Raw genomic sequence first — 16,356 nt, 5'->3', positions numbered from 1 at the left:
CGCTGCCGGGGGGCCGAGGGGGCCTGGACTGTTCGCCACCCTTCAAATAGCCCTTGAGGGGAGGGGGCGCGGCGTGGGGGTGGGGGAGGAGGGCGGGGTGGGAAGCACTGGCGGTCCTGGCTGCGGATAGGCTCGGAGTCACTCTCGAGGAGGCGCGATGCGAGCGGTGTGGCGGATCACCGGGGTGGGGGTGATGTTGGCGGTGCTGTCCTCGCTCGGGCAGGCACGGGCGGCCCGGCCTTCCCGGGAGACGGTCATCGACGTGATGCAGCGGGTGGTGCGCTTCAAGCAGGTGGCGCTCTCGCCGGACGGCTCCCGGGTCGCGTGGGTCGAGACCGTGGCGGATCCTCAGGGGCTCTCGCCGGACAAGCCGCGGATTCAGATGATGGAGCGCGCCGCTCCGGAAGCCGCGCCCCGGCGCATCACCGCCGCGTCGGATGGTGTGCTGCCGGATGAGCGCGAGCTGGCGTGGAGCCCGGATGGGCGACAGCTGGCGTTCCTCTCCGACGCGGAGAAGAAGGGGCAGGCGCAGCTCTACGTGGTGGATGTGACGAGCGGCCAGGCGCGCAAGCTCACCTCTCTCTCGGGGATGGTGAGCCAGCCCCAATGGTCGCCGGATGGCCGGTCGATCGCGCTGCTGGTGATGGAAGGGACCTTGGACGCCAAGGGCCCGGTGGGGCCCGCCCCGCGCGAGACGGGCGTGGTGCAGGAGTCCCACGTCTCGAAGCGGCTGGCGGTGGTGAATGTCGCCGAGGGCAAGCTGCGCGTCGTCTCTCCCGCGGACCTCTTCATCTATGAGTACGCGTGGAGCCCGGAGGGGAAGCGCTTCGCCGTCACCGCCGCGCCGCCGCCGGGGGATGCCAACTGGTGGGTGGCGCAGCTCTATCTGGTGGCGGCGGATACCGGTGTGGCTCGGGTGCTCCACAAGCCCACGTTCCAGGTGGCGGAGCCCACGTGGAGCCCGGACGGAAAGGAGGTGGCGTTCCTCGAGGGGTTGATGAGCGATGAGGGCATCAACGGGGGCGATGTCTTCATCGTCCCGGCGCGGGGAGGCAAGGCGCGCAGCGTGACGCAGGGGCTCGAGGCCTCCGCGGCGCACCTCCACTGGCAGGAGCCGGGTCGGCTGGTGTTCAGCGCGGTGGTGGGAGGCGAGGCGGCGGTGTCCGCGGTGGATCCGCGAGGGGGCACGGTCTCGGTGTTGTGGCGCGGCGTGGATCGCATCTCCGACGGCTCGAAGAACGTGGGCCTGTCCCTGTCACGCGATGGGGCGATGAGCGCCGTGGTGCGCGAGTCGTTCTTCCAGCCACCGGAGGTCCATGTGGGGCCCATCGGGGAGTGGAAGGCGCTGAGCCGCCGAAACGTGGAGGTGAAGAGTCCGGCGGGAAGCGCGCGCAGCCTCACGTGGAAGAGCGACGGGTGGGAGATTCAAGGCTGGCTGCTGGCGCCTCCCTTGGTGCCGGCGGGGACGCGGGCGCCGATGGTGACGGTGGTCCACGGGGGCCCGGCGGGGGTCTTCACGCAGGGCTTCCACGTGCAGCCGTTGCTGCTGGCGAGCCAGGGGTACTACGTGTTCATGCCCAACCCGCGCGGCAGCTTCGGGCGGGGGGCGGCCTTCGTGGAGGCGAACCGGAAGGACTTCGGCCACGGGGACCTGCGAGACATCCTGGCGGGGGTGGACGCGGTGCTGGCGAGCGAGCTGGTGGACGGCGAGCGGCTGGGCATCATGGGGTGGAGCTACGGGGGCTTCATGACGATGTGGGCGGTGACGCAGACGCGGCGCTTCGGGGCGGCGGTGGCGGGCGCGGGCATCTCCAACTGGCAGAGCTACTACGGTACGAACCTCATCGACATGTGGATGGTGCCGTACTTCGGAGCGTCGGTGTACGACGCGCCGGAGCTCTACGCGCGCAGTTCGCCGATGAACTTCATCCAGCAGGTGCGCACGCCCACGCTGGTGGTGCATGGCGAGCGGGACGCGGAGATCCCCGCCTCGCAGGGCCGCGAGTTCTTCAAGGGGCTCAAGGCGCAAGGGGTGAAGACGCAGTTCGTGGTGTACGAAGACGAGGGCCACGGCCTGCGCATGCCCGCGCATCAGCGGGATCGGCTGCGGCGCACGGCGGAGTGGTTCGACACGCACCTGGCGCCCGTGGCCGCGCCGAAGGTGACGGCACCGACGCGGTAGTCGATTGATTCAACCCGGTGGTGGTGTGGAGGGCGGCCTGGAGACGAACTCCTCGACGAAGTCGAGGAACTTCAGGGCCGCGCGCTCATGATCCCCATCGCAATCACGCAAGTACTTCACGTGCCAGCCTTCACCCGGAAACTCGCCCTTCACGTCTCGAAGCCAGGTGACGAACTCCTGCCACTGAGGCTCGCTTCCGCCGTTGAACTGGGTGTTCGCGCACCAGCCAAGGATGAAGGATCGGAGTGCATCGACCGTGGTGCCGCCTGTGAGGAACCAGAGGCCCCTTCCTTGTTTCAGCTGCCCGCGAAAGTAGAGAAGAGCATCCAGCACGCCAACCCTGCGTCCGCGCCAGGCTTCGGGGAAGGCCGTCTCTCCGCCTGTGCTCATAAGTGCTCCACTGCTTCAGTGATCAACTTTGACCCGGGATAGGGCACCAATCGCTTCAGGTACTCCTCTTCAGGCAGTCCCGCCAGGCCGGTGTATGCGTCGATGATTCGCCCTTGAAGCTTTACGGCGAAGTGGAGACCGTTGTCTGAAACCTGGTGGGTTCTGACGAGCTTCCCGTTGGCGATCTCATCGAAGCCTATCAGTTGACCGTCGCCCTGGACGGTGAAGCGAACAAACGATGGATGTTGGCCCAGGCTGCTCAGCCCTCGATGGATGGCCTTTGCAACCTCCACGCACTTGCCGGCCTGACGATTGGCGGCGGCGAATGCATTTTGGAACTGCAGCAGCCAATCGGGGAGCTTGCTGGTGCCCGTCAGTGCCATCCATTGCGTAAGGACGCAGGACAGATCGCCCGTGAGCAGGCAGGCCTTGAGCTTCGAGCGGATCGACTCCTCACCCGGAGCGGGAAGCGCGAGAATGGCCTGAGTGAAGGGGGATGCTGGATGCACCGCCTGGGTGGTGGATGTCACCACCGTGGGGAGCGATGCCCGCTCCGCGCCCGCCCAAGCCGTCCCCGAGATGCCCTGGAGTGAAAGAGCCAGGACCAGCATCGTCACGAGCCGAGAGTTCATACGCCTCTACTCCCCGCTTGGGTCCGAGTCCCTGGGGGCCACGAGCGATGTGAGGACGTGGTCCCTCCATTGCCCGTTGATCATCAGGTAGTCGCGGGCGTAGCCCTCCACGGCGAAGTTCAGCCGGCGCAGCACCGCTGCGCTGCGCAGGTTCTCCGGCAGGTGGTTGGCCTGGATGCGGTGCATCCCCATGGCGCTGAAGACATGGGCGCACGCTGTGCGCAGCGCCTCCGTCATCATCCCCTTGCCCTCGTAGCGGAAGTCGAGCCCGTAGCCCAGCTCGCACGCCTGCAGCGGACCCCGGCGGATATTGGTGAAGCTCACCGTGCCGATGATCGGCGCCGAGCTCAGCGGCTGCTCGCGCGGCAGCAGGTACAGCCGCAGCGCCAGGTCATTGCGCAGGTCCTCCCGGTCCTGCGCCAGCCGCGTCCGCCAGTACATCAGCGTGAAGAAGGTAGGCGGACGCGCGGGGGAGACGGGGCCCAGGTGCTCCTCGTTGACCTGGTGGTAGGCCAGCACGCGCCCGGCCGCATCCGGCGGCAGCATCGCCAGGTGCAGCCGATCGGTCGTCAGCAGGACGGGAGTCGTGTCGGTGGACATGGAAACGCGCCAAGCCTAGCGCGTCCCAGTCGGTCGGAGAGCCCCTTGTGCTTCCAGCCAGGCTGGAAGGCCTGGCTCAGCGCTCCCGCACCTTGCCACTGCCGCCGATGCCCGTGGGGGCGTCATCCCCAGGAGCGCGCTGGAGGACGATCTCCACCCGGCGGTTGTTCGCGCGGCCCTCGGCGGTGGAGTTGCTCGCCACCGGGCGGTACTCACCCAGCCCGCGCACCGAGACGCGGTCCGAGGAGACGCCCTGGGAGACGAGGTAGTCGCGCACCCGCTCCGCGCGCCGCAGGGACAGCTCCTCATTGAAGCCGTCCGGACCCTGCGCGTCCGTATGGCCCTCGATGGTGAGCTGGTTGTCCGACTGCTTCAGCGCATCGGCCACCTCGGAGAGCCGGTTACGCGCCGAGGGCAGCAGCTCCGCCGCACCCGAGGCGAAGAGCACGCTGCCGGAGAGCGTGAGCACCGTGCCGCGCGCGTCCTCCTGCACCTGCACCTCGCCCGCGCGAGCCAGCTCGGTGAGCGCCTCGGAAGCGCGAGCCTCCGCCTCCTCCCGCGCGCGTCGCTCGGCCTCCAACTGGGTCTCGGCCTGGGCCAGCCGCTGCTGCGCCTCCTGGCGTTGGCGCTCCTCGGCCGCCAGCCGCTCCGTCTCCTCCTGCTGGCGACGGGCCTCCGCCTGGAGTCGGGCCGCCTCCGCCTGGAGCTGTCGCGCCTGGGCCAGCCGCGCCGCCTCATCCCTCATCCGCCGCGCCTCGGCGAGCTGCTGCTGGGCGGCCTCCAGCTCCCCCAGGGCGCGTTGACGCTGGGCCTCTTGCGTCTCGCGCAGGGCCTGGGCGGCCAGGGCCCGCTGCCGCTCGGCCACGGCGATGCTCGCGCGCGCCTCGGCGAGCTGCGCCTTGCGCAGGGCGATATAGGCCAGCGAGCGCGTCCTCGCCGAGTCCTTGTTCCGGTCGTACTCGCGCTCGGCCTCGAGCAGGGCGTGCCACGCCTCCGTCACCTCGTTCGAGCTCTCCGTGCGCACCGCCGTGCTCGTCGACACGCGCTGGTAGGCCGCGCGTGCGTCGAGCAGCTCCCGGGGCGGTGGGCCATGGGCGGCACACCCCGCCAGGAGCGCCGCCGCCGCACCCAGGCCCCACATGCGCTGCTTCCACCGATGCATGACGTGCCTCCTCCTATCGACTCACCGCGGGCTGCGCCGCAGGGCATTGGCCTGGTCCGTCAGCCTCCGGGCCTCGTTCTCCAGCGGCACCGCGCGGGCCAGCATCAGCGCCAGCTGCGCGTCCGCGGACGCTTGGCGCAGCTGGAGCTCCGCCGCGTCGTTGTGGCCCTGGCTGATCAGCCGCTCGGCCTCGGCCGCCTGCTGCTGGGCGAAGGCGAGGTAGGTGGCCGCCTCGGGCACCTGCCCCGCGCCGCTCTGCTCCGCCGCGCGGATGGCTGCATGGGACTCCGCCCGGCGGGCCGCGGGCACCTCCGCCGAGATTCGCTTCGCGGCGCACCCCGAGGCCATCAGCGCCAGGGCCACGGTGAGGAGCGTCTTTCGCATCGTCCACCTCCGAGCCGAACGAGGCCGGAGAAAGCGCCGGCCATCGCCTCGGGCAGAGGTGTGTACGTCAGGGCAGGCCGGCAATCCGCCTCGCGCGAGGCTGTCTGACAAGCAGGCAGGCGGATTCACGTCGTTGGCGAGAGCCCAGCTAGGTTACGCTCCCTCTGTTTGAGGACAAACAAGTAGGAGAGCGATGCACTTCGAACTGGCCTTCGTGCTGATCTTCTCCATCGCGACGGCGGTGGCGATCGCGGCGCGCTACTTCAAATTCCCCTACACGGTGGCCCTGGTGCTGGCGGGACTCATGCTCGGCATGGTTCACGCCTTCGAGCCTCCCCATCTCACCAAGGAGCTGCTGTTCGCCATCATCCTGCCGGGGCTGCTGTTCGAGGCGGCCTTCCACGTCGAGTTCCGCAAGTTCTGGAAGAACAAGCTGGCCATCCACTCGATGGCGATTCCCGGGGTGGCGGCCTCGGGGGCGCTGACGGCGCTCATCCTCTCCCCTGGGGTGCAGGGGTTGGAGTTCGTGCAGGGCTTTGGCTTCATCCACGCGATGGTGTTCGCCTCGGTCATCGTCTCGACGGACCCCATCGCGGTGGTGGGGCTCTTCAAGGCGCTGGGTGCGCCCAAGCGGCTGGCGATCCTCGTGGAGGGCGAGAGCCTGCTCAATGACGGAACCGCCGTGGTGCTCTTCACGCTCATGGTGGCGGTGGCCTCTGGCGGCCAGTTCACGGTGGGCGGGGCGACGTGGAACTTCATCCAGGTAGCGGGCATGGGCGCGCTCATCGGCGGGGTGGTGGGCTTCGCCGTGGCCCAGGTCATCCAGCGGGTGGACGACGCGATGGTGGAGATCACCCTCACGGTCATCGCCGCCTACGGCTCCTTCGTGGTGGCCGAGCACTTCCACTTCTCGGGCGTTATCGCCACGGTGGTGGCGGGGATGTTGTGTGGCAACTGGGCGGCGCACCTGGGCATGAGCCCCACCACGCGCGTGGCGGTGGAGAGCTTCTGGGAGTACCTGGCCTTCGCGCTCAACTCGGTGGTGTTCCTGCTCATCGGGTTGGAGGTGAAGGTGGGCTCGCTGCTGGCCTCGTGGAAGCCGATCCTCCTGGCGTACGTGGCGGTGCTGGTGGGGCGCGCGGTGGTGGTCTACGGCGTATCGGCGCTGCTGCGCCTCACGTCCGAGCGCGTGCCCTGGAGCTGGAGCGCGGTGCTCACCTGGAGCGGATTGCGCGGGGCCATCTCCATGGTGCTGGTGCTGGGCTTGCCGGCGGACTTTCCGTTCCGCGAGCTGCTGGTGAACATGACGTTCGGAGTGGTGGTGCTCTCCATCATCGTCCAGGGGCTCACCATGGCGCCCTTCCTGAAGTGGCTGGGCATCACCGGCCAGAAGGACGTCTACCAGGAGCAGTACGAGCTGGCGCGAGGCCGGCTGGGGGCGATCCACGCCGCGCTGACGTCGCTGGAGAGCATGCGCCGCGTGCGCGACATCCCCATCGACGTGCTGGAGCCGCTGGAGCGGGACTACCAGCAGAAGGCGGCCACGGTGGAGAAGGAGCTCACCGACCTCAAGCAGCAGTCGGCGCGCTTCCACGAGGAGGAGCACCAGGAGGTGGTGCGGCGCATGCTCATCGTGGAGAAGGACTCGCTCTTCGCCTCGTACCAGAAGGGAGCCATCGGCAAGGAGGCCTTCGAGCACCTGTGCGCGGAGCTGGATGAGCGGCTCGCGCAGGCCAAGAGCGCGGAGGCGCACGTCCCCTTGGAGGACGCATCCTCCGAGCCGAAGGTGTCCGGGGCGTGAGGAGGAGCACGCTCCTCCCGAGCAACTCGCGGCTCAGCCGTGCTCGGGAGGGGCGCTCGAAGCTTTACATGCAGCTGTAATAGGTGGGGTTCCAGCACCGCTGCTTGGGGAGAGAGCAGTGGTAGCCGCCGGGACAGTCCGTGTCCACCTGGCAAGGCTGGGCCCAACCCGTGCATTGGTAGGTGCCTGGGCCAGAGCGGGGCCCGCAGCACAGCTGATTGGGGGACGTACAGTCCAAGTTCGAGGCGCACGCCGTCATCGCGACGATCTCGGACGACGTGGCCTCCACCTGAGGTTGTGGCTCATCGGCAGGGATTGTCTCGACTCCACAGCCCGTCAGGACAACCGTGCTCGCGAAGAATGCAGCCACCATGAGAGATTTTGCTGAGTTGATCATCGTTCCTCCCTGCTCAATGCCAGGCTCATCCTGGCAATCACTTTCACTCTGAGAGAGGGCAGGCTCTCCGTCAACGTCATGCACCCGTATTGAGCGGAAGCTCCATGGGACGGAACTCGTTGGTGGTCGGCTCGTAGACGCGTCCAGGGGGACGAACTTCATCAGGGCGTTGAGGGGCCGCTCACCGGAACCGGAGGGCTCGCGCCTTCCCGGAAGGCCCGCAAGCGCTCTTGATAGAGGGCCTCGTAGGCCTCGAACGTCAGCCCGCTCACGCGCACGCCGAACGTGTCCTCTTTTCCCGCGAGCCGGCCAGTGACGCGCGCGTTCACCGCGTTGTGGTAGTGCCGCCCGTCGTAGGTGTTCTCGGGCTCGGCGGTCACCTCCGAGGGTACGGCGAAGTCGTAGACCTCATCGAGCACCGAGCTCACCGCGTGCAGGCTCCGCAGGTAGCCCGGCAGCGTGCCCGTGCGCTCCAGCTCGGAGATGTGCCACGCGGAGACCGGAGGCATCCACCCGACCCAGTGTGCCTCGGGGAACACGGCGCGCAGTTCCGCGAATCGGGAGGCGCGTGCGGGGTCCAGCGTGCGCGGCCCGAGCTTCAGGGCATCGGGGTTGAAGGTGCCGGCGTCGGGGTGGACCACCACCTCGAAGCGCTCGTCATAGAACTTGGGGTAGGGCGACTGGCCCGCCGCCGCCAGCACCGACCACAGGAACGCGTCCAGCGACAGGTAGCTCTTCCAGCGCGGCGGCGGAGCCTCTTTCTTGGCAATGAAGTCCGGCACATCCACCAGCGTGTCCGCACGCGGATCGAAGTTCACGTAGTCCGTGCCGACGATGACGAGCGAGGGTCGCGCACCCTGGGCGCGCAGCCAGTGCGCATAGGCGATGAACTCGCTCACCTTGCCGGCGCTAAAGGCGAAGTTGAAGCAGCGGTGCGGCTCCAGCAGCGAGGGATGGATGATGGTGGAGGTAGAGCTGCCCAGGATGATGCAGTCGTAACGGGACGGCTCCTGGAGGAACAGGTTGGGCTTGGAGACGCGCTCGTTGAACTCGTAGTTGCGCCGGGTGAGGCGGTTGCCACGGCCGTACCAGAGCGGATCCACGAGCATGTTGAGCGCGAGCACGCCCAACACCAGCGCCGCCGTCGCCACCGCCCAGTGCTTGAGGTACCTGTCCATGCGCGCGTGCGGGCTAGAAGTTGTAATAGATGAACTCGCTCACTTCGCTCAGGCGCAGGATGGCCACCGCGGCCATCGCGGCGCAGGCGAGCACCTGTCCGGGCGAGGGTTGCCAGCCCCAGCGTATCGCCGGGAGCGGCTGGGCGGACTCCCCGATGAGCGCGGGGTTGTACGGCCCCATCCAGCGGTGCAGGCCGGTGGACAGGAACACCACGGGCAGCGCCGCGAAGAGGATGGCCGTCTTCGTCGCTGCCCGGAAGAAGCTGGACAGGTCATCGTTCCACACCGCGCGGAAGGCGAGCCCCGAGGAGGCATGGCTCGACAGGCCCGCCATGCCCTTGAGCACGCCGAGCGCTCCATCCAAGGTCTCCGCGCGGAAGAAGACCCAAGCCACCACCACCGCCACATAGGTGGCCGCGATGGAGAGCGGCCGCGTCCACCGGCCCTCCTGCCCGAGCGGGGCGAGGTCCAGCCGTTCACGCGCGGCGGTCCACGCATGGGTGAGCACGAGGTAGCTGCCGTGCAGCGCACCCCAGAGCAGGAAGTTCCACCCGGCGCCGTGCCACAGCCCGCCCAGCACCATGGTGAGCATCAGGTTGACGTAGCGGCGGACGCGCCCCTTCCGGTTGCCGCCCAGCGCCACATAGAGGTAGTCGCGCAGGAAGCGCGAGAGTGAGATGTGCCAGCGGCGCCAGAACTCGACGATGCTCGCCGAGCGGTAGGGCGTGTCGAAGTTGAGCGGCAGGCGGATGTTGAACATCCACGCCAGGCCGATGGCCATGTCCGAGTAGCCGGAGAAGTCGAAGTAGAGCTGCAGCGAGTAGGCGACGGCGCCCACCCAGCCATCCACCAAGCCGATGGCCTCGCCCCGGCCGGCGGCGGCGAAGACGGGGTTGGCGAACTGGGCGACGACGTCGGCCACCGCCACCTTCTTGAAGAGTCCGCGGAAGAAGCAGATGAGCCCTACGGTGATGCGCTCAGTGCGAGCGCGCGCCACGTCCGGCTCGGCGAACTGGGGCAGCATCTCCCGGTGGTTCACCAGGGGGCCGGCGATCTCATGCGGAAAGAAGGTGACGAACAGCCCATAGCGCAGAGGGCTCGGCTCGCGCTCGGCGGTGCGGTAGCAGTCCACCAGATAGGCGACCTGCTGGAAGGTATAGAAGGAGATGGCCAGCGGCAGCACGGGAGGCGTGTAGTGCCAGTGCGTGCCGAGCAGCGCTTGGACGTTCTCCACCAGGAAGCCCGAGTATTTGAAGTAGGCCAGCAGCCCCAGGTCGATGGTGAGGCCGACGATCAGCAACCGCCGCGCGCGGGGCTTGTCCACGGCGGCCAGCCGGGCGATGCGTGCGCCCAGCAGGTAGTCGAAGGACAGCGAGGCCACCAGCAGCAGCACGTAGCCCGCGCTCCACCACCCGTAGAAGACGAGCGAGGCGGCCATCAGCGAGAACAGGGCGCCGCGCGTGTGGCCCCGGTGCCCCAGCCCGAAATAGACGAGCAGCGCCAGGGGCAGGAAGGCGAAGAGGAAGACGTGGGAGTTGAAGAGCATCCGCGGGGCGCCAGGCTGGCCTCGTGACGCTAGCAGAGCACCCCGGGTCCGCGCTTGCCTGCTCCCTATCCGAGCCCTCTGCTCCGGAGGCGTTGGCGCTCGTCCCACGCAGGAGCGGACGCGATGAACCCCAGCGTGGCCCTCAATGAAGTTGTCGAGACGGCCTCGTGCGGGGCGACACTTCCAACCCCCGTGTTTAGGATGATGGGCTCTGGAGATGACACCCAGTGCTTGAGTCGAGCAGTTTCTCCCAGGAGAGCAGGGCCACGGCGGCGAGGCGCTCACTCCGAGCCGTCGGATGTGGAGTGTTCGTGCTCATCCTCGCCTGTGCTGGAGCGCTCGCTGGACTGCTGATGCGTACCGGCCCTCGCATCGAGCGTGTGGTGCGTGAGGCCAATGACTTCGAGGGCGCTCTTCATCCGCGTCCACCGCACATTGGCACGCCCACCACGGGCACCTTCGCTCGAGCCGTAGAACCCCTCCTGGCCGAAGCTCGCGAGTTACCCGAGCCCGAGCCTGACTCCATGTCTCGGCCCGAGGGGGAGGATGAAGTCGCCTCCGAGGCTTGGTCCAAGGCTTTCCAAGCGCTGCGCGAGCAGTGCCTGGATGTCACCGTCGGCAAGCTCTCGCTTGAGAAGATGCCGGCGCCTTGTCGAAAAGCGCTGGATCAAGGCCGGCAGGTGATGCGCCGCGTCCTCGCCGCTACCCATGCGGAAGTCGGGGGCTTGCCAGCAGGTGCGGGTAGCCTCAGCCGGCCCTCTTTTTCCCGAGAGCCGAGCGGCATGCGCGCTTTGGAGCGAGTTGTGGAACTGGCTGCGCTGGAGACTCGGCTATTGGTAGCGGAGGGCCATGCACAGGAGGCCGTGGACGTCTGCCTTGATTCGCTCGCGGTGAGTCGGGAACTGAGTCTCGGAGGTGCTCTCCACGGCAGTCAGCTCTCCGCCAGCAGTCAGGCTCTTACGTATCGCCCCTGTGCGGAGGCTCTCGACAAGGCGAGCGTGGAGCGGAAGCGGCAAGCCCTGGTGCAGATTGGCCGGCTGCGCGAGGGCAGGCCCTCGTTCTCCGCCGTCCTGCGCGAGGAGTCTGTTTTCCACCAACTGACGACCTTTGGCCCGGACTTCCTCCCACCAGAGGCCCTCTCCCGCTTGCCGCCTGCGGGTCGCACGCTCGTCAACGCTCATAGCGGTTGGTTCTTCTTCACGTCTCGGATCGGCCATCCGATGCTGAGGCGGTACCTATGGCGCAGAAACGTCTCCATGTTCGATGCCATGGCGGCGGCAGCGGACCTGCCGCAGGGTGAGCGTCACCAGGCATTCGCGCGTATCGACGCCGCCCACACGCTCCTGTCCGACTTCCCAAATGCGGTGCATGCCTTGGAGTATCACCGCCAATGGGAATTGCTCGCACCGCAGGATGTCCAGCTCGCCGCCCTGATGGTGCTTGTAGAGGTGGACATATCCCGCGCTGAGAGAGGGGCTTGGCCCGCTCCCCTTACTCCTCCCACTGCGGAGGGGTTCTCCTTGCAAGTGCTCAACGAGGAAGAGGCGCTTCTAGCTCCTCACGACGCGAAGCTCGCGGAGTATGCCCTGCCGCTTGCTGCGGATAGCGCACCGTGAGGAACGCGTTACACCAAGGCTCCTGACATCAGCGCGCCGGGCAAACCTGTCTGACAACCATACAGGTTCAGCCAGCGCGCTCCGCAGAGGGCCGCGCCTGTTCCGATGTCGTAGGCGGGTGCCTCGGTGACCACCTCTGAGGTAGGATGAAGAGCAGCAGCCAGCGGGAATTGCCGCGGAAGCCATGAGGGCACCGATGAAGAGAGCTGCCGCGCCAGAACTGGACCCAGCCTCGCTTCCGGCAGGAACGCGGATAGGGCCCTGGCGTGTCGAGGGCTGGGGTGGCTGTGGCACCTACGGCGTCGTGTATCGCGCGGTGTATGTGGGAAACGAGGAGGCGGGCTGCGTAGCGCTCAAGCTCGCCTTGGAGCCGGAGGATCCGCTCTTCGAGCGGGAGGTGAAGCTGCTGTCTGGCCTGAGCCACCCGAATGTCCCACGCCTCCTCGGCCACGGGGGGTGGCGGCATCCTTCCGGCGCGGTGCATCCCTACTACGCAATGCAGTGGGTCCAGGGAAAGCCACTCTCGCTCGAAGAGGCTGCGGAGCAGGCGGGCTCCGAGGCCGATCATCCTCTCTTCGCCTGGGCGGCGCTCTCGCCCGCTTCATGGAGTCCAGAGGATGTCGCCATCGCCGTGGGCCTGCACCAGCGCGCACGCCGACGCGACAGGCAGGTAGCGCGCCTGTCTGAGCAGAGGGACTCCGCGGAGCAGCTCGAACTCGAGCACCAGGCCCGCACCGAACGGGGCTCGACTCGAGCAACCAACCCTCCCTGGAGACCTCGGCTCAGCGCACTCGCCGTGGGCACGCTGATGATCCTGGGAATCTGGTGGATGGAGCATCAACGCTCCAGGGAGGCCTTCATGGTGGCGCAGGAGGATGGTGGCACCACGGCCTTGGGCGACGACGCACTGCCCCCGTACGTCGCGGCAACGACGCCTCCAACGCATGGAAGAGGGGTTCACCTGGACATGCCGCCCAAGCCGTTCAAAGGGCAGCGCAGGGCTCCATGCTCGAAAGGAGATGTCGAGATCCGGGGAGGATGCTGGGGAAAGATGGAGGCCCGCGCGCCGGACTGTCCAGAGTATGCCTACGAATGGCTTGGCGGCTGCTACGTGCCAGTCATTGCCGCTCAGCGTCCGAGTACCTCGGAGCAGCCATAGAGCACACATCCGGTGGCGCGGCGCGAGCCAGAGCGGTACACCTGGGCGCGCCATGCGCCTGCACCTCGTCGACGGTACCTATGAGCTGTTCCGCGCCCACTTCTCCCCCCGCCCGGGCCACAACGCTCCGGACGGGCAGGACGTGAAGGCGACAGCGGGAATCATGTCCTCGCTGCTCGCCCTGCTGCACGACAAGGACGAGGCGGTGAGCCACCTCGCCGTCGCCTTCGACAACCCCATCCGCTCGTTCCGCAACGACCTCTTCGCGGGCTACAAGACCGAGGAGGGCGTCCCCCCGGAGCTGCTCGCCCAGTTCGATCTGGCCGAGGAAGCCGTGCGCGCGCTCGGCGTCACCGTCTGGTCCATGAAGAACCACGAGGCCGACGACGCCCTGTCCACCGCCGCCGCGCGCTGGGCCTCCAAGGTCCAGCAGGTGCGGCTGCTCACCCCGGACAAGGACCTGGGCCAGTGCGTGCGCGGCAAGAAGGTCGTTCAGGTGGACCGGCGCCAGGAGAAGGAGATCGACGAGGACGGCGTCCGCGCCAAGTTCGGAGTGCCGCCGAAGAGCATCCCGGACCTGCTGGCGCTGGTGGGCGATGACGCGGATGGGATTCCAGGCCTGCACGGCTTCGGTGAGAAGGGCGCCTCGGCGCTGCTCGCCGCCTACGGCCATCTGGAGGCCATCCCCGAGGATGCCGCCAAGTGGACGGTGCGCCCACGCGGCGCGGACAAGCTGGCGGCCACCTTGCGCGAGCACCGCAAGGACGCCCTGCTGTACCGCAAGCTCGCCACCGTGGTGACGGATGCGCCCTTGAAGGAGTCCCTGGAGGATCTCGAGTGGGCCGGCGTCCCGCGTGCTCCCTTCGAGGCCATGTGCGACCGCCTCGGGCTCACCACCCTCAAGTCCCGCCCCAAGCGCTGGGCCGCTGTCTGAGAGAATGCCGCTGGCTCCCTCCGGGTTGAACCCTTTCATGTCCACTCAGCTCAAGACACCTCCCTCGGACGACTGGCTCCCCTCGCTGGAGGACACCCCCTTCCAGCGCATCGGAGGCGAGGAGGCCGTGCATGCCCTCGTGGGGGCTTTCTACGACGCCATGGATGCACACGAGCCCGCGCTCGCTCGCCTGCACGTGCTGGATGCGGACGGCAAGGTGGATCGCGGCACGCGCGAGCGCTTCGGCCTGTTCCTCATCGGCTGGCTGGGCGGCCCCCAGCACTACAGCGAGCGCCACGGCCATCCGCGCCTGCGCATGCGCCACGGCCATGTCCCCGTGGACACGGGCGCGCGTGATGCGTGGCTGCGCTCCATGCAGCGGGCGTTGGATGCGCGCGGCGTGACGGGCGGGCTGCGTCGCTTCCTCGAGGAGCGCTTCAACCAGACCGCCGACTTCCTCCGCAACACCGAGGGCTAGCGCCGGCGCCGCCAGGCCCCCGCGAGCAGGCCGGACAACGCCAGCAGCCACGGGCCCTCGCCCCCTCCGGTGCAGCCACACGCCACCCGCAGGTCATGCGGCTCGGGGCACTCCACGGTGATGGACAGCGTCTCCACCGCCGAGCCTCCAGGGCCGGTGACGCGCAGCGCGGCGCTGTGGCTCCCCTTCGCCGCGCGCTCCGGCACCCACCGCAGCGCGCCCGTGCTGGGCTCCACCGTCAGGCCCTCGGGCCCTCCCTCCACCGAGAAGGTGTACGGGCCCGCGCCGGCCACCGTGGGCGGAGTGTCTCCCTCGTACCGCGCCGCCTGCCCGCAGACGGCCTGGGCGCGCGAGAGCGCGAGGAAGCGAGGCGGCAGGAACTGGCAACCGCCGGCGCGGCACACCGCCTCCGTGCCGCAGCTCGTCTCATCCGCCGCCAACACGTCCGCCGGACAGCCCTTCTGATTTCCATCGCAGCGCTCCGCCACATCGCACGTGGAGGCCGCCGGCCGGCAGACCCGCGCCGTGGCCAGTCCACACACCCCATCCGCCGAGGCGCCTTCCGCGAGCCGGCACGTCTCACAGACCCCGTCGCAGCGCCGGTCACAGCACCGCCCATCCGCGCACGTGCCGGTGGAGCACTCCGCGTCCCCGCCGCACACCGCCCCGGGCGCCAGCGAGGTCGCCACCCGGTAGATGAGGCGGTCCGTCGTGGCATGCGGCGCGGCGAGGTCGTGGCTCGCGTAGACCACCAGCACGTGCCCCTGCCCATCGCTGGCCAGGTGCGGCACGCTCGCCCCCGGATCCGTCCCCGACAAGGGGAAGGGTGCCGTCTCCACCGCCAGCCCGTTGCGGTCGAAGCGGCGCGCGTTCACCCCGTGCTCCGCGTTGGGCAGCTCGAACTCGTACGCCACCCACAGCCAGTGGCCGTCGAAGGCCAGCGCCGGGTTCCGGGTGACTTCGCCAAACGTCACCGCCTGCGTCGAGCTGGGAGTGCCGCGCAGGTGGATTGCGGGTGCGCTCGGGTTGAGCAGCGTGTTGGTCCACGCCGCCCACGTGCTCGTCCCATCCCAGACCAGGGCGGGCCGCTCATAGGTGCTGCTCGCCTGAGCCTCGATGTCCGTACCCGTGGCGGTCGCCGGCTGTGCCGTGGCCGACACCTCGACGCCGTAGATGCCGTAGGCGGAGGCGTCGCGCTGGTCGCTCCAGGCGGCGACGTAGCCTGGGCCCGCGCGGACCACCTCCGGGACGTACTGCCCCCGGTTCACCCCGGAGATGACCTGGTCTCCGGCGCTCGTCACCGTGCCGCTGGCGTTCACCGTCACCCCGAGGATGTCCCACGAGGTGGTGGCGCGGCGCTCGCTCCAGATGACGAGGCACTCCGAGCCCACGCAGTCCACCGAGGGCACGTACTTCTCCGTCCCCGAGGGGCCCGTGGACAGCTTGAACTGTCCCGGGTCCCGGATCGCGCCCGCGGTGGAGACGAGCACCCCATAGATGTTCGAGGCATCCCCGGTGCGGGAGTCGTTCCAGGTGACCAGGAAGTTCGTGCCGTTGAAGGCCACGTCCGGGAAGCTCTGCTCGCCCGGCGCGGTGGAGATGGGGAAGGCCCCCGGCGCGAGCAGCTCCCCCGCGACGCTGATGCGCGCGCCATAGATGTCCGGATCGCTGCCGCGCACGTCGGACCAGACGAGCAGGAAGTTCGTGCCATCGAAGGCCGCGGACAGGCGGTTGAGCTCGACGGGCAGTTGAGCGCCGGGGAGCTGCTGCTCGGGCGTGAGCAGGGGCGCACCCTGGGGTCTGGCCTCCAGCGGGGCGAACAACAGCGCGAGCAAGAGCAGGGCCAGGATGCGGGGTGGGCGCATGGCCCCCAGTCTACGGAAAACCGGCCGCGGGC

General features: G+C 68.6%; 14 protein-coding genes. 6 read left to right on the top strand and 8 right to left on the bottom strand.

Annotated elements, in window-relative coordinates; all coding sequences use genetic code 11:
• The first annotated feature begins 157 nt into the window (after positions 1–157).
• Positions 158–2,182, top strand: coding sequence for a S9 family peptidase (locus SYV04_RS07525; RefSeq protein WP_321544949.1), 2,025 nt, complete (start codon positions 158–160; stop codon positions 2,180–2,182).
• 9 nt (positions 2,183–2,191) lie between these two features.
• Here the strand turns inward: SYV04_RS07525 and SYV04_RS07520 are convergent, their stop codons facing one another.
• From SYV04_RS07520 to SYV04_RS07500, 5 genes are all read right to left on the bottom strand, one after another.
• A complete protein-coding gene (locus SYV04_RS07520) occupies positions 2,192–2,572 on the bottom strand; it encodes a hypothetical protein (protein ID WP_321544948.1) in 381 nt (126 codons plus the stop codon).
• Complete coding sequence (locus SYV04_RS07515) at positions 2,569–3,204, bottom strand: hypothetical protein (RefSeq protein ID WP_321544947.1); 636 nt, start codon at positions 3,202–3,204, stop codon at positions 2,569–2,571. The genes SYV04_RS07520 and SYV04_RS07515 overlap by 4 nt, the downstream gene beginning before the upstream one ends.
• Positions 3,205–3,210: 6 nt before the next feature.
• A complete protein-coding gene (locus tag SYV04_RS07510) occupies positions 3,211–3,804 on the bottom strand; it encodes a GNAT family N-acetyltransferase (protein WP_321544946.1) in 594 nt (197 codons plus the stop codon).
• A gap of 76 nt (positions 3,805–3,880) precedes the next feature.
• On the bottom strand, positions 3,881–4,966 hold the full coding sequence (locus tag SYV04_RS07505) for an OmpA family protein (protein WP_321544945.1): 1,086 nt from the start codon (positions 4,964–4,966) through the stop codon (positions 3,881–3,883).
• 21 nt (positions 4,967–4,987) lie between these two features.
• Positions 4,988–5,350 carry a DUF4398 domain-containing protein gene (locus SYV04_RS07500; protein ID WP_321544944.1) on the bottom strand — a complete coding sequence of 121 codons (363 nt, stop codon included), beginning with the start codon at positions 5,348–5,350 and terminating at the stop codon, positions 4,988–4,990.
• Between the two features lie 193 nt (positions 5,351–5,543).
• On the opposite strand from SYV04_RS07500, the gene SYV04_RS07495 reads away from it, so the two are divergent.
• Positions 5,544–7,151: a Na+/H+ antiporter gene (locus tag SYV04_RS07495; protein WP_321544943.1), complete on the top strand. Its 1,608-nt coding sequence runs from the start codon at positions 5,544–5,546 to the stop codon at positions 7,149–7,151.
• Positions 7,152–7,709: 558 nt separating this feature from the next.
• Here the strand turns inward: SYV04_RS07495 and SYV04_RS07490 are convergent.
• Entirely contained in the window at positions 7,710–8,726 is a 1,017-nt protein-coding gene (locus SYV04_RS07490; protein ID WP_321544942.1) for a hypothetical protein, read from the bottom strand.
• A gap of 13 nt (positions 8,727–8,739) precedes the next feature.
• Positions 8,740–10,272 carry an MBOAT family O-acyltransferase gene (locus SYV04_RS07485; protein ID WP_321544941.1) on the bottom strand — a complete coding sequence of 511 codons (1,533 nt, stop codon included), beginning with the start codon at positions 10,270–10,272 and terminating at the stop codon, positions 8,740–8,742.
• A 305-nt stretch (positions 10,273–10,577) separates the two neighbouring features.
• Between SYV04_RS07485 and SYV04_RS07480 the strand changes: the two genes are divergently transcribed.
• The 4 genes from SYV04_RS07480 (at position 10,578) to SYV04_RS07465 (ending at position 14,459) form a co-directional block, all read left to right on the top strand.
• Entirely contained in the window at positions 10,578–11,888 is a 1,311-nt protein-coding gene (locus SYV04_RS07480; RefSeq protein ID WP_321544940.1) for a hypothetical protein, read from the top strand.
• Positions 11,889–12,084: 196 nt separating this feature from the next.
• Positions 12,085–13,047, top strand: coding sequence for a hypothetical protein (locus tag SYV04_RS07475; RefSeq protein WP_321544939.1), 963 nt, complete (start codon positions 12,085–12,087; stop codon positions 13,045–13,047).
• A gap of 52 nt (positions 13,048–13,099) precedes the next feature.
• On the top strand, positions 13,100–13,981 hold the full coding sequence (locus SYV04_RS07470) for a 5'-3' exonuclease (protein WP_321544938.1): 882 nt from the start codon (positions 13,100–13,102) through the stop codon (positions 13,979–13,981).
• A 37-nt stretch (positions 13,982–14,018) separates the two neighbouring features.
• Positions 14,019–14,459, top strand: a complete 441-nt coding sequence (locus SYV04_RS07465) for a group II truncated hemoglobin (RefSeq protein ID WP_321544937.1) — start codon at positions 14,019–14,021, stop codon at positions 14,457–14,459.
• On the opposite strand, the gene SYV04_RS07460 is transcribed toward SYV04_RS07465, so the two are convergent.
• Complete coding sequence (locus SYV04_RS07460) at positions 14,456–16,324, bottom strand: putative Ig domain-containing protein (protein ID WP_321544936.1); 1,869 nt, start codon at positions 16,322–16,324, stop codon at positions 14,456–14,458. The two genes, SYV04_RS07465 and SYV04_RS07460, sit on opposite strands and share 4 nt — an antisense overlap.
• Positions 16,325–16,356 lie beyond the last annotated feature (32 nt).

This window comes from Hyalangium ruber, from assembly GCF_034259325.1.
In the GTDB taxonomy this organism is placed as follows: Bacteria; Myxococcota; Myxococcia; order Myxococcales; family Myxococcaceae; genus Hyalangium_A; species Hyalangium_A rubrum.
The sequence above is the reverse complement of the archived record's forward strand: the minus strand, read 5'-3'. Positions and strand labels throughout refer to the sequence as shown.

Coding starts and splice junctions, on each gene's coding strand:
- SYV04_RS07525 (WP_321544949.1), top strand. CDS start 158: ATGCGAGCGGTGTGGCGGATCACCGGGGTGGGGGTGATGTTGGCGGTG.
- SYV04_RS07520 (WP_321544948.1), bottom strand. CDS start 2,572: ATGAGCACAGGCGGAGAGACGGCCTTCCCCGAAGCCTGGCGCGGACGC.
- SYV04_RS07515 (WP_321544947.1), bottom strand. CDS start 3,204: ATGAACTCTCGGCTCGTGACGATGCTGGTCCTGGCTCTTTCACTCCAG.
- SYV04_RS07510 (WP_321544946.1), bottom strand. CDS start 3,804: ATGTCCACCGACACGACTCCCGTCCTGCTGACGACCGATCGGCTGCAC.
- SYV04_RS07505 (WP_321544945.1), bottom strand. CDS start 4,966: ATGCATCGGTGGAAGCAGCGCATGTGGGGCCTGGGTGCGGCGGCGGCG.
- SYV04_RS07500 (WP_321544944.1), bottom strand. CDS start 5,350: ATGCGAAAGACGCTCCTCACCGTGGCCCTGGCGCTGATGGCCTCGGGG.
- SYV04_RS07495 (WP_321544943.1), top strand. CDS start 5,544: ATGCACTTCGAACTGGCCTTCGTGCTGATCTTCTCCATCGCGACGGCG.
- SYV04_RS07490 (WP_321544942.1), bottom strand. CDS start 8,726: ATGGACAGGTACCTCAAGCACTGGGCGGTGGCGACGGCGGCGCTGGTG.
- SYV04_RS07485 (WP_321544941.1), bottom strand. CDS start 10,272: ATGCTCTTCAACTCCCACGTCTTCCTCTTCGCCTTCCTGCCCCTGGCG.
- SYV04_RS07475 (WP_321544939.1), top strand. CDS start 12,085: ATGAAGAGAGCTGCCGCGCCAGAACTGGACCCAGCCTCGCTTCCGGCA.
- SYV04_RS07470 (WP_321544938.1), top strand. CDS start 13,100: ATGCGCCTGCACCTCGTCGACGGTACCTATGAGCTGTTCCGCGCCCAC.
- SYV04_RS07465 (WP_321544937.1), top strand. CDS start 14,019: ATGTCCACTCAGCTCAAGACACCTCCCTCGGACGACTGGCTCCCCTCG.
- SYV04_RS07460 (WP_321544936.1), bottom strand. CDS start 16,324: ATGCGCCCACCCCGCATCCTGGCCCTGCTCTTGCTCGCGCTGTTGTTC.